At 74.5% G+C, this 11561-nt stretch carries 12 protein-coding genes, 1 tRNA gene and 1 other RNA gene; 7 read left to right on the top strand and 7 right to left on the bottom strand.

Translation table 11 applies throughout. The annotated features are described in order from the left end of the window. Positions 1-18: 18 nt before the first annotated feature. Positions 19-2217, bottom strand: coding sequence for a DNA polymerase III subunit gamma and tau (locus IE170_RS03700; protein ID WP_189807847.1), 2199 nt, complete (start codon positions 2215-2217; stop codon positions 19-21). Between the two features lie 78 nt (positions 2218-2295). Beyond that, positions 2296-2394, bottom strand: an RNA gene (gene ffs / locus IE170_RS03695) — signal recognition particle sRNA small type. A 72-nt stretch (positions 2395-2466) separates the two neighbouring features. Between ffs and IE170_RS03690 the strand changes: the two genes are divergently transcribed. Together IE170_RS03690 and IE170_RS03685 are read left to right on the top strand one after the other, a co-directional pair. Continuing rightward, positions 2467-2551: transfer RNA gene (locus IE170_RS03690), tRNA-Ser, on the top strand. Between the two features lie 110 nt (positions 2552-2661). Beyond that, positions 2662-3627: a phosphorothioated DNA-binding restriction endonuclease gene (locus IE170_RS03685; RefSeq protein ID WP_189807846.1), complete on the top strand. Its 966-nt coding sequence runs from the start codon at positions 2662-2664 to the stop codon at positions 3625-3627. A gap of 27 nt (positions 3628-3654) precedes the next feature. On the opposite strand, the gene IE170_RS03680 is transcribed toward IE170_RS03685, so the two are convergent. Next, entirely contained in the window at positions 3655-4074 is a 420-nt protein-coding gene (locus IE170_RS03680) for a TOBE domain-containing protein (RefSeq protein ID WP_189807845.1), read from the bottom strand. Positions 4075-4076: 2 nt separating this feature from the next. Continuing rightward, positions 4077-4895, bottom strand: a complete 819-nt coding sequence (locus IE170_RS03675; RefSeq protein ID WP_189807844.1) for a VOC family protein — start codon at positions 4893-4895, stop codon at positions 4077-4079. A 101-nt stretch (positions 4896-4996) separates the two neighbouring features. Between IE170_RS03675 and IE170_RS03670 the strand changes: the two genes are divergently transcribed. Beyond that, entirely contained in the window at positions 4997-5599 is a 603-nt protein-coding gene (locus IE170_RS03670; RefSeq protein WP_189807843.1) for an HhH-GPD-type base excision DNA repair protein, read from the top strand. Positions 5600-5617: 18 nt separating this feature from the next. Here IE170_RS03670 and opcA read toward each other — a convergent pair whose 3' ends face one another. Further along, entirely contained in the window at positions 5618-6544 is a 927-nt protein-coding gene (opcA, locus tag IE170_RS03665) for a glucose-6-phosphate dehydrogenase assembly protein OpcA (protein WP_189807842.1), read from the bottom strand. A 56-nt stretch (positions 6545-6600) separates the two neighbouring features. After that, positions 6601-8190 carry a helicase HerA-like domain-containing protein gene (locus tag IE170_RS03660; protein WP_189807841.1) on the bottom strand — a complete coding sequence of 530 codons (1590 nt, stop codon included), beginning with the start codon at positions 8188-8190 and terminating at the stop codon, positions 6601-6603. Positions 8191-8278: 88 nt separating this feature from the next. Between IE170_RS03660 and IE170_RS03655 the strand changes: the two genes are divergently transcribed. Both IE170_RS03655 and IE170_RS03650 read left to right on the top strand, forming a co-directional pair. After that, the gene (locus tag IE170_RS03655; protein WP_114058229.1) at positions 8279-8575 is read left to right on the top strand and encodes a type II toxin-antitoxin system VapB family antitoxin; all 297 of its coding nucleotides are present in this window, start codon (positions 8279-8281) and stop codon (positions 8573-8575) included. Positions 8576-8740: 165 nt separating this feature from the next. Further along, entirely contained in the window at positions 8741-9385 is a 645-nt protein-coding gene (locus IE170_RS03650; protein ID WP_189807840.1) for a LytR C-terminal domain-containing protein, read from the top strand. Between the two features lie 94 nt (positions 9386-9479). Here the strand turns inward: IE170_RS03650 and upp are convergent, their stop codons facing one another. Further along, positions 9480-10115, bottom strand: coding sequence for a uracil phosphoribosyltransferase (upp, locus tag IE170_RS03645; protein WP_114058231.1), 636 nt, complete (start codon positions 10113-10115; stop codon positions 9480-9482). A gap of 182 nt (positions 10116-10297) precedes the next feature. On the opposite strand from upp, the gene IE170_RS03640 reads away from it, so the two are divergent. Continuing rightward, a complete protein-coding gene (locus tag IE170_RS03640; protein WP_229884580.1) occupies positions 10298-11242 on the top strand; it encodes a universal stress protein in 945 nt (314 codons plus the stop codon). A gap of 111 nt (positions 11243-11353) precedes the next feature. Continuing rightward, positions 11354-11548: a hypothetical protein gene (locus IE170_RS03635; protein WP_114058232.1), complete on the top strand. Its 195-nt coding sequence runs from the start codon at positions 11354-11356 to the stop codon at positions 11546-11548. Positions 11549-11561 lie beyond the last annotated feature (13 nt).

Genomic DNA, 11561 nt, shown 5'->3' with positions numbered 1-11561 from the left:
CCACCCGAAAACCAGCCCCTATTCGTTCGTGTATTCCTCCACAACGGTCGCCCCGAGCTCGCGGACGATGAGGTCGTGCCCGGTCAGCGCGCTCTCGACGAGGTCGGGGTCGTCCTCCTCGGGTACGTCGTCCTCGGGCGCCACCGGCGGCGGTGCCTGCCGTACGGGCGCCTGAGGCGCGGCGGCCTGCGGGGGCTGCTGCGGCGGCTGGTACTGCTGCTGGGGCGGAGCGGACGGCTGCGGCGCGGGCGCCGGGGCCGCGGGGGCGGCCGGGGCGGCCGGCGGGCTGTGGGCCGGGGCGGGCGCGGGGGCCGGGGCCCCGTACGCCGGGGCGCCGTAAGCGGACGGCTGCGGGGCGGGCTGGCCCCCGCCGACGACGGCGTCGATCTTCCAGTTGACCTGGAACTGCTCGGCCAGGACGGCCTTCAGCACGTCCTCGCTGCCGCTGCTGGCGAAGTTGTCGCGGGCTCCGGCGTTCGGGAAGCCGAGCTGGAGGGTTGTTCCGTCGAAGCCGGTGACCTGGGCGTTCTGGCTGAGCAGGATCCAGGTGAAGCGGCGGCGGTTCTTGACGGCGTCGAGGATGCCGGGCCACATCGCCTGCACCTGCCCGGCGCCCGCCGCCATGCCCGGCGAGGGCTGCGCGGCCGGGGCCGCCGCGGCGGCCGGTGCGGGAGCGGGAGCGGCAGGGGCCGCCGGGGCCGCTGCCGGTGCGGGGGCGGGGGCGGGGGTGCCCTGCCCGGGCGCGGCCGCGGTGGGCCAGGCGCCGCGCACCCCGGAACCGGGCTTGGCGGCCCCCGGCCACGCCCCGGGCGCCGCGGGAGCCTGCGCCGAGGGTCCGGCGGGCGCGGGCTGGGCGGCGGGCGCGGCGGGCGCGGCGGGCTGGGCCGGCGGTGCCGCCACCGGCGCCATGGCGTGCGCCTCGGGACCGGGCGAGTACCCCATGGCGGGCTGCGGGGCCGCGGGCTGCACGACCGGCGGCGCGGCCACGGGCGGGAGCGGCGGCGGCGACACGGGCGCGGCGGGGTGCGCCCCGAGCGCCGCGGCCCCCGCCATGACGGCACCGCCCCGCTCCAGCCGCTCCAGACGGGCCTGGAAGGACCGCTCGTCGTCGAACGCGGCCGGCAGCAGCACCCGCGCACAGATCAGCTCCAGCTGGAGCCGCGGCGAGGTGGCGCCCCGCATCTCGGTGAGACCGGTGTTCACCAGGTCGGCGGCGCGGCTGAGCTCGGCCGCCCCGAAGACGGAGGCCTGCGCCTGCATCCGCTCCAGCACATCGGCGGGAGCGTCGATCAGCCCCTTCTCCGCGGCGTCGGGCACCGCGGCGAGGATCACGAGGTCGCGCAGCCGCTCCAGCAGGTCGGCGACGAACCGGCGCGGGTCGTTCCCGCCCTCGACGACCCGGTCGACGACCTCGAACGCGGCGGCCCCGTCGCCCGCGGCGAACGCGTCCACGACGGAGTCCAGCAGCGACCCGTCCGTGTAGCCGAGCAGCGACGTCGCCATGGCGTACGTCACGCCGTCGTCGGCGGCGCCCGCGAGCAGCTGGTCCATGACGGACATCGAGTCGCGCACGGAGCCCGCGCCGGCCCGCACCACGAGCGGCAGCACGCCGTCCTCGACCTTGGCTCCCTCGCGGCCGCACACCTCGCCCAGGTAGTCGCGCAGCGTCCCGGGCGGCACGAGCCGGAAGGGGTAGTGGTGCGTCCGCGACCGGATGGTCCCGATGACCTTCTCGGGCTCGGTGGTCGCGAAGATGAACTTCAGGTGCTCCGGCGGCTCCTCGACCACCTTCAGCAGGGCGTTGAAGCCCGCCGAGGTGACCATGTGCGCCTCGTCGATGATGTAGATCTTGTAGCGGCTGGACGCCGGCCCGAAGAACGCCTTCTCGCGCAGGTCACGGGCATCGTCGACACCGCCGTGCGAAGCGGCGTCGATCTCGATCACGTCGATCGACCCCGGGCCGTTGCGCGCGAGGTCCCGGCAGGACTGGCACTCCCCGCACGGATCGGGAGTGGGACCCTGCTCACAGTTCAGGCACCGGGCCAGGATCCGCGCACTGGTGGTCTTGCCACAGCCGCGGGGCCCGCTGAACAGGTACGCGTGGTTGACCCGGTTGTTCCGCAGGGCCTGCATCAGCGGAGCGGTGACATGCTCCTGGCCGATGACCTCGGCGAACGACTCGGGGCGGTAGCGGCGGTACAGCGCAAGGGACGACACGTCTACGAGGTTATCCGGGCCCGCCGACAAACAGCCCCGCCGAACATCCGGCGGCCACCACCCGCCCGCCCGTCCGGGAACGCGAACGCCCCCCACGCACCCGCCAGAGCCCACTTACCCTTGCTGCCTTCCGGCCCTGGGGGAGTTGGGTGAGATAGCGCCACGTGAGGGGCTGCCCCCACCCTAGCGGATGGAGGCCCCGGGTATCGAGTTCGCTAGCACCCCTCATCGTCTTGTATTGTTCGTCGCGGAGGATTCGCCTAGAGGCCTAGGGCGCACGCTTGGAAAGCGTGTTGGGGGCAACCCCTCACGAGTTCGAATCTCGTATCCTCCGCAGCCGCCTGAAAAGGCGAGACGAAGACCCCGACCGCATTGCGGCCGGGGTCTTCGTCGTTGGGGGCCGAACCGGGCGGCGTCAGCAGGGGCGCACTACGATCGCCGATCGTGGACTGGGTGGAGCGGACCGCGACGTTGCGGCAGTGGACCAGGGACGGGGCGCGCGCTCCGCACAAGCCGCTCCTCCTGCTGTACGCCCTCGGACGGTTCCAGGAGGACGCCGGCGGCGAGCTGGTCTACAGCGCCGTGGAGGAGGACCTGAAGCGGCTGCTGGCCGAGTACGGGCCGCCCCACAGGACGACGCCCGCGTATCCCTTCCACCACCTGGCCGGCGACGGCGTGTGGGAGGTGCGCACCGACCGCGGGCCGGGAAGTCCCGGGACCGGAGTCCGGGAGCTGCGGGCGTCCCGGGCTGCGGGGCGGCTGGCACCGGAGCTGCGGACGGCGCTGCGGCGCGAGCCGTCGCTGCTGGGCCGGCTGGCGCGCGTACTGCTCGACCGGCATTTCCCGCCCTCCCTGCACGGTGAACTGTGCGAGGCGATCGGGCTCGAGCTGGAGCTGGAGCCCGAAGAGACCGGACGGGCCCCGTCCGCCCGACGGCAGAGGGACCGGCGTATGCGGGAGCTGGTGCTGACGGCCTACGAGTACCAGTGCGCGTTCTGCGGCTACGACGGGCGGATCGGAGCGGTGCCGGTCGGACTGGAGGCCGCGCACGTGCGCTGGTGGGCGTTCGGCGGACCGGATGACGTGGAGAACGGCCTGTGCCTGTGTTCACTGCACCACAAGCTCTTCGACAAGGGCGTCCTCGGTGTCGGCGACGGCCACCTCATCCTCGTCTCGCAGCACTTCGTCGGGCGCAGCCCTGCAGCCCGCGAGCACGTCACGGCCCTCGCGGGCCGTCCGGTCATCGGCCCGCAACCGGGCGCCCGCCCCGTGGCGGCACACCACCGCTCCTGGCACACCAGCCAGGTGTTCCACGGCGTCCCGCGACCCGGTGCAGATCTTCCGCGAAGCCGGTCTCCAGAGGGCTCGCCCGGCCACCCGCAGGTGAGTCCCGGTACTTCCGCGGGTTGAGCACCGATCCGCGAGGGCAGCGGCCCGTCAGGCCGTGGCCAGGGCGACCTCCGTGGCCTTGATCAGGGCCACCACGTGGGAGCCGGGGGCCAGGGAGAGGGCCTCGACGGCGTCGCGGGTGATCGCCGCGGTCAGTTCGCCGTCGTTCACCACGATGCGCACCGACGCCATGGCCCCGCCCTCGGTGATGCCGGCGACCGTGCCGGAGATCTGGTTCCGGATGCTGATGCCCTCGACGGCGCCCGACGCCAGCGCCACGTCGGTGGCCTTGACCAGGGCGGTCACCGCCGCGCCGGGGCTCAGGTCGAGTTCCCGGGCGGCGTCGCTCGTGATGGCCGCGACGATGTCCGCGCCGCCCTCCAGCCTGATTCCCACCGTCGTCACGGCCTCGCCGCCGGCCACCGCCGTCACCCGGCCGACCAGCCGGTTCCGGATGCTCAGGTGCACGGCTACACGTCCGTCATGGCGGGCATGCCGCCCTGGGTGGTCGAGGTGTCGATGACCGCGAACGCCGCGCCCTGCTGGTCGGCGAGCGCCGCGAACCGCCCGAAGGGGCTGTCCATGGGCCCGAAGTGCAGCCTGCCGCCGAGCCTCTGCGCCTTCGCCACGGCCTCGTCGCAGTCCGGCACCGAGAAGTAGAGCTGGACGTACGGCGGGACCTCCGGCGGGAAGTCCCCGCCCATCGCCATCCGGCCGAGCACCGGGTTCTCCGGCCCGCCCGCGCTGAAGACCCGGAAGTCCATTCCCTCCTCCTCGGGGCTGCCGTCGGGCTGCATCTGCTGCGCCCCGTACGGGAAGACCTGCGGGAAGAAGGCGTCCACGCGCTCGGGGTCGCGGGTGAAGACCTCGGCCCACGTGTAGGCGCCCGGCTCGCCCATCTTCTCGAAGCCCCGGTGCTCGCCCGGCTGCCAGACGCCGAAGACCGCGCCGCTCGGCTCCTTCGCGATGAGCATGGTGCCGTACGTGCCGATCTGCATCGGGCCCATCATCACCTCGCCGCCCGCCGCCCTGATCTTCTCGGCGGTGGCCGCCGCGTCGGGCGAGGCGAAGTACAGGCACCACTGCGACGGGGCTTCGGTGCCGGGCATCGGGGGGACGACGGCGGCGACCGCCTTGCCGTCCGAGTACGCCTGCGTGTAGTTGCCGTACTCGCTCGCCGCCTCGCCGAAGGTCCAGCCCAGCACCTCCCCGTAGAAGGCCTTCGCCGCCTCGACGTCCGTGAACATCGCGTCCGCCCAGCAGGGCGCGCCCTCCGAGAACTCCGCCATGGTCGATCGACTCCTGTGTCGTGGGCTCCGTCCGGTGTTCCACGCTAGGCGCGCGGTGCGCCGCCCGCGCGCGGAACGCGGCCGCGCGAGAGGCTGGAGCCATGGACACCACCTTGCGGCTGTCGCAGCACCCGGAGGCCGACGAGCTGCTCGGGCGCAGCCCGCTCGCCGCGCTCGTCGGGATGCTGCTGGACCAGCAGGTGCCGATGGAGTGGGCGTTCGCCGGGCCGTACACGATCGCGCAGCGGCTCGGCGCGGACGACCTCGACGCCCATGCCATCGCCGCCTGCGACCCGGAGGAGTTCGCCGCGCTGCTGTCGCGGAAGCCGGCCGTCCACCGCTATCCGGGGTCGATGGCGAAGCGGGTGCAGCAGCTGTGTGCGTACCTGGTGGAGCACTACGACGGGGACGCGGCGGCGCTGTGGGACGGCGTCGGGACCGGGGCGGAGCTGCTGGACCGGCTGAAGGCGCTGCCGGGCTTCGGCGAGCAGAAGGCGCAGATCTTCCTCGCGCTGCTGGGCAAGCGGCTCGGCGTACGGCCGGAGGGCTGGCGGGAGGCGGCCGGCGGCTACGGGGAGGCCGGCGTGTACCGCTCGGCGGCGGACATCACCGGGCCGGAGTCGCTGGCCAAGGTGCGGGCGCACAAGCAGGAGCTGAAGGCCGCGGCCAAGGCCGCCAAGGCCGCGAAGGCGCCCGGCGGCTGACCCGCCCCCGGCCCGGCCCTACACCGGGACCGGGTCGGGGCGCCGGCGCAGGGCGGCGGCGTACACCTCGTCCGCGTGCAGCCGCCGCAGCTCCTCCGACAGCAGCTCGGCCGTGCTGCGGATCTTCAGGGCGGCGGTGCGGTCCGGGCTGTCCGGCAGGCTCAACGTGGCCAGCACCCCGTCGGGCCGGTCCACGCGGATGTCGCCCTCGGGGGTCCCCAGCCGCACCCCGGTGATGACGGGCCCGCCGGTGGCGATCCGCTCCACGGAGACGCCCAGCCGGTCCTCCAGCCACCGTGCGAGGAGTTCCGCGCTCGGGTTCCCGGCCTCGCTCTCCACGGCCGCGCCGGTCACGGGCAGCGGCTTCTGGTCCAGCGCGGCGGCGAGCAGCGCCCGCCAGGGGGTGAGCCGGGTCCAGGCCAGGTCGGTGTCCCCGGGGGCGTACGCGGCCCCCTGCGCGGCCAGCGCGGCCAGCGGGTCGGCGGCCGCCTCGGAGTCCGTGATCCGGCGCTGCGCCAGCGCGCCCAGCGGGTCGCGGGCCGGGTGGGCGGGGGCGTCGGCGGGCCACCAGGCCACGACGGGGGCGTCGGGGACGAGGAGCGGCAGGACCACGGAGCCGGCCTGCTCGGTGAGCGCGCCGTGCAGCCGCAGCACGACGACCTCGCCGGTCCCGGCGTCCGAGCCGACCCGCAGCTCGGCGTCGAGCCGGGTCTGGCGGAGCCGGTTCGGGCCGCGCGAGGAGCGCTTGACCACCGCGATGATGCGGCAGGGGTGCTCCCGGGAGGCCTCCGTGGCCGCGCGGATCGCGTCGTAGGCGTTCTCCTCGTCTGTGGCGATGACGAGGGTCAGGACCAGGCCCATGGCGGGGCTTCCGATGGCCCGCCGGGCTTCGAGCAGGGCCCGGTCGACCTTGCTGGACGTGGTGTCGGTGAGTTCGGTCCGCATGGGTCGAGTGTGGCAGCGGGGACGGCCGGTGCGTCACCCGGCGGGGCGCCCATCCGTCACCTGCGGCGCCGGGCGGTACCGAAGAGGGAGCGGGAGATCTCCCGGCCCAGCTGGGTGCCGACCGACCGGGCGAGCGAGCGGAAGATTCCGCTCCCCATCACCTGCTGCGCCAGAGACGGCTCCTCCGCGGGCCGGCGGGGCTGCTGCGGCCGGGCGGCCTCCGTCCCGGCGCCGGCACGCGGGGGTTCCGCCCGCGCCGCCTCGGCCTCCGCCGCCGCCTCTGCGGCGGCCTGCTCCGCGCTGATCTTCTCGTACGCCGACTCGCGGTCCACGGGCTGCGCGTAGCGCGCGTACAGCGGCGACGCGTGCACCGCCCGGTCCAGCGCCTCCGCCCCGACCGGCGCCATCAGCGACCGCGGGGCCCGCAGCCTGGTCGCCGCGACCGGAGTCGGGGCGCCCTTCTCGTCTAGCACGGTGACCACGGCCTCGCCGGTCCCGAGCCCCGTCAGGAGCTCCTCCAGGTCGTACTCCGAACGGGGGTAGGTCTTCACCGCGGCCTTGAGCGCCCTGGCGTCGTCCGGCGTGAACGCGCGCAGCGCGTGCTGCACCCGGTTGCCGAGCTGGGCCAGCACGTCCGCCGGCACGTCCTTGGGGGTCTGCGTCACGAAGAAGACGCCGACGCCCTTCGAGCGGATGAGCCGGACCGTCCGGGTGACGGCCTCCAGGAAGGCCTTGGAGGCGCCGTCGAAGAGCAGGTGCGCCTCGTCGAAGAAGAAGACGAGCTTCGGCTTGTCGAGGTCGCCCGCCTCGGGCAGGGCCGCGAACAGGTCGGCCAGCAGCCACATCAGGAAGGTCGAGAAGAGCTGCGGCCGGTCCTGCACGGCCGGGAGCTCCAGCAGGGAGACGACGCCGCGCCCGTCGGGCGCCGTCCGCAGCAGGTCGGCGGTGTCGAACTCGGGCTCGCCGAAGAACACGCCCGCGCCCTGCTGTTCGAACGCGGTCAGGGCGCGCAGGATCACCCCGGCCGTCGCCGCGGAGATGCCGCCGATGTCCTTCAGCTCGGCCTTGCCGCGGTCCGACACGAGGAACGCGACGACGGCCCGCAGGTCCTTGAGGTCGTACAGCTCCAGGCCCTTGGCGTCGGCGTAGTGGAAGACCAGTCCGAGCGACTGCTCCTGGGTGCGGTTGAGGCCGAGCACCTTCGACAGCAGCACCGGCCCGAAGTCCGTCACCGTGGCGCGCACCGGGACGCCCGGCCCGATGCCGCCCAGCGAGAGGAACTCGGCGGGGCAGCCGCCCGGCTGCCAGTCCTGGCCGACCTCGCGGGCCCGCTCGGCGGTCTTCGGGTGCGGCTCGCCCGGGGCGGCGATGCCGGAGACGTCCCCCTTGACGTCGGCGAGGAACACCGGGACGCCGCTCGCGGACAGCTGCTCGGCGATGAGCTGGAGGGTCTTCGTCTTGCCGGTCCCGGTCGCACCCGCGATCAGGCCGTGGCGGGCGAGCACCGCGAGCGGAACACGGACGCGCCGGTCGGGCAGGCAGGCGCCGTCCCACAGCAGTGCGCCCAGCTCCAGCGCCGGACCGGTGAAGGCGTAACCGGCGGCGATCCGGTCGGCCGGCGCTTCCGGGGCGGTGCTCTCGCTCATACGACCCTCCCGTATTGACCCTGTACGCCACTTTTGCACCGCCCGCGTGAGGCTGCGCCCGCAGGCACGGGCCCGGTAGGCTTTCCGTGTGATCTTCAAGCGCATCGGAAACGGGCGGCCGTACCCCGACCACGGCAGGGAAACCACCCGGCAGTGGGCGGATGTCGCCCCGCGCCCGGTCCGGCTCGACCAGTTGGTGACGACCAAGGGGCAGCTGGACCTCGAGACGCTGCTCGCCGAGGACTCCACCTTCTACGGGGACCTCTTCGCCCACGTCGTGAAGTGGCAGGGCGACCTGTACCTGGAGGACGGCCTGCACCGCGCGGTCCGCGCCGCCCTGCAGCAGCGCCAGGTCCTGCACGCGCGCGTCCTCGAAATGGACTGACGGCGGCCCTGCCGCCGCACCGGGCGGGACTTCGCGGCACCCGCGGGGGCCCGTCGCGCCCCCGCCCGCCTCCCGCTTGTCGCGAGTTGCGCCTTTCGGGTCGGTCTTGCCCTATCAACAGATCATTCGGTGGGCAACCTCTGCGCCCGGTATTACGCTGCGCCCATGAGCATGCTCACTCCCCCCGGCATGGGCGGAAAGTACCGCGTCACGGGAGCGGCCTACCCCCGCCTGAGCCGGCGCCCGCGCCGCCGTCGGATCGTGTTCGCCGTACTCGGCGCGGTCCTCGGGATCTCCCTGCTCGGTTACGGATCCCTGCAGCTCATCGAGGTGTTCCGCGGCGACGGCGACGGACGGCGCCCCGCCGCCGGCGGGAAGTGCCCCGACAAGGGCAGCGGGGCGGCCTCGGCCGCGCCGGCGAACGCCCCCGCGGTGGTCCTGCCGCAGCCCGCCGACATCACCGTCAACGTCTACAACGCCACCCCGCGCGCGGGCCTGGCCAAGGCCGTCGGGGACGAGCTGAAGGCGCGCGGGTTCACCGTGGGCCAGGTCGGCAACGCCCCCGCCGACTTCGACAAGAAGGTCCCCGGGACGGGGATACTGCTCGGCTCGCCGAAGACCGACAAGGCGGCCTACTCCGTGCTCGGCACGCAGCTCGCGGGCGACACCCTGCAGAGCGACGCCCGCGAGGGCGCCGACATCGACCTGATCCTCGGCGACGCGTTCACGGAGCTGAGCCCGAAGGCGACCGCGGACCAGGAGCTGGCGCTGCTGGCCAACCCCAAGCCGGCGGCCGCACCGGCCTGCTGACCCGGCGGCGGGCGGCGGCCGGCGGCGGGCCGGCAGGCCGGACCGGAGGCAGGAGAAGGCCCCGGCGCCGTACGGCACCGGGGCCCGTGGACTGCTACTCGGCCGAGCCGTACATGCGGTCGCCCGCGTCGCCCAGCCCCGGCACGATGTAGCCGTGCTCGTTGAGCCGCTCGTCCACCGCGGCCGTCACGACCGTCACCGGCGTGCCCGCGAGCTCGCGCTCCATGACCTCGACGCCCTCCGGCGCGGCCAGCAGCACCACGGCCGTCACGTCGTCCGCGCCGCGCTTGATCAGCTCCTGGATGGCCGCGACCAGCGTGCCGCCCGTCGCCAGCATCGGGTCCACGACGTAGACCTGGCGTCCGGAGAGGTCCTCCGGCATGCGCGTCGCGTACGTGGAGGCCTCCAGGGTCTCCTCGTTGCGGACCATTCCCAGGAAGCCCACCTCGGCCGTCGGCAGCAGCCGCACCATGCCGTCGAGCATGCCGAGGCCGGCGCGCAGGATCGGCACGACCAGCGGGCGCGGGTGCGACAGCTTCACACCGGTGGTCGGGGCGACCGGCGTCTCGATGTCGGACTGCTCGGTGCGGACGTCGCGGGTGGCCTCGTAGGCGAGGAGCGTCACCAGCTCGTCGGCGAGCCGGCGGAACGTGGGGGAGTCGGTGCGCTTGTCGCGCAGGGTGGTCAGTTTGTGCGCCACCAGGGGGTGATCGACGACCTGCAAACGCACAGCATCCTCCAAGGCTCAAGAGTCGGGTTTCGACCTGCGACCAGCAAAAACGGCCGCACGTTTTCGCGACCCACACCCAAAAGGCTACGCGGTGTGCGCACCCCCGTGCGCCCCGACGCCCGCCCGGGCCCCGCCCGGCCCCTGCGGATGCGGCCCGGCCGGGCGCCCAGCACGCTGGTCACGTGACCAATGCACCGGTGATCGCGGCCGTCGACGGATCCGAGCACAGCCTGCGCGCCCTCGAATGGGCCTGCGCCGCGGCCGTGCGGCACGGCACCGGGCTCGTCATCGCCCACGTCCTGTCCGACAGCGCCCAGCTGTACGTCGCCCGCCGCTCCTCCCTCGCCGATCCGGGCGCTCCCGCGGAATGGGAGGACCCGGTCGCGGAGCGGATCCACACCCTGCTCGCCGAGGCCCCCGGCGCCCCGGAGGACGTCCGCTACGAGTCCCTGACCGGCTCCGTCCCGGAGGCGCTGCGCGTGATCGGCGCCGACGCGCTGATGCTGGTCATGGGGTCGCGCGGACGCGGCGGCTTCGCCGCCCTGCTGCTCGGCTCGAACAGCAGGGCCGTCTCCGGGACGGCGCCCTGCCCGGTCGTCGTGGTCCCGCACGAGGCGCGCGACGCCGCCGCCGGCGACGCGGCGGGCCCCTCCGCCGGCCGGGTGGTCCTCGGGCTGCACGTCGACGAGACCCCGGACGACGTCATCGCCTTCGCCTTCGCCGAGGCTGCCTCGCGCGGCACGGACCTCCAGGTCCTCTCCGCGTACGCCGTCCCGCCGTCCCCCGTGGTGGTGGCCGACACCCCCTTCACGGTGCTCACCCCGGAGGGGCTCGCGGACGGCGCCGACACCGCCCCGGCCGAACGCGACATGCTGCGCGCCCAGAGCCGGCGACTGGCCCCGCACCGGGAGCGCGCGCCGGACACCGCCGTCGCCCAGGCCGCCGTACCCGGCGACGCGGCGGGCGGGCTCGTCGAAGCCTCCCGGTCCGCGGCGCTCGTCGTTGTGGGCCGCCACCACCCGAGGCGCAGCGTCCGCGGTCTCGCGATCGGCTCCGTCGCGCACGCCGTGCTGCACCACGCGCACGGCCCGGTGGCCGTCGTCCCGGCCCTCTCGGACGACGCCTGACCTGCGCGGGGGTGGCGTCAAGAGGGCCGACGGGGGGAAGGTGGGTGCGGAGGGGTTTCCTCCGCACCGGCGGAGGAGGAAGACCTGACCAGCCGGGGTGGGTGGTGGCCGATGCCCGACACGCAGCCGAGCCGAGACAGCGGCGAGGACGACGCGCCCGAAACGGCGGCGCAGCGCCGAGCGCGCCGCGCGCAGTTCCTGCGCGACCTGATGGAAGCGCGCGCCCTGCGCGACCGCGTCCAGCCCCGGCGCGCCCGCGCCGCGCGCATGCGCCAGCAGATGCGGATGCGCACATTCCGCTGGTGATGCGCGCCCTGCC

The organism is Streptomyces toxytricini (genome assembly GCF_014649915.1).
Taxonomy (GTDB): domain Bacteria; phylum Actinomycetota; class Actinomycetes; order Streptomycetales; family Streptomycetaceae; genus Streptomyces; species Streptomyces toxytricini.
This window is presented reverse-complemented; position numbering and strand designations above follow the sequence as displayed.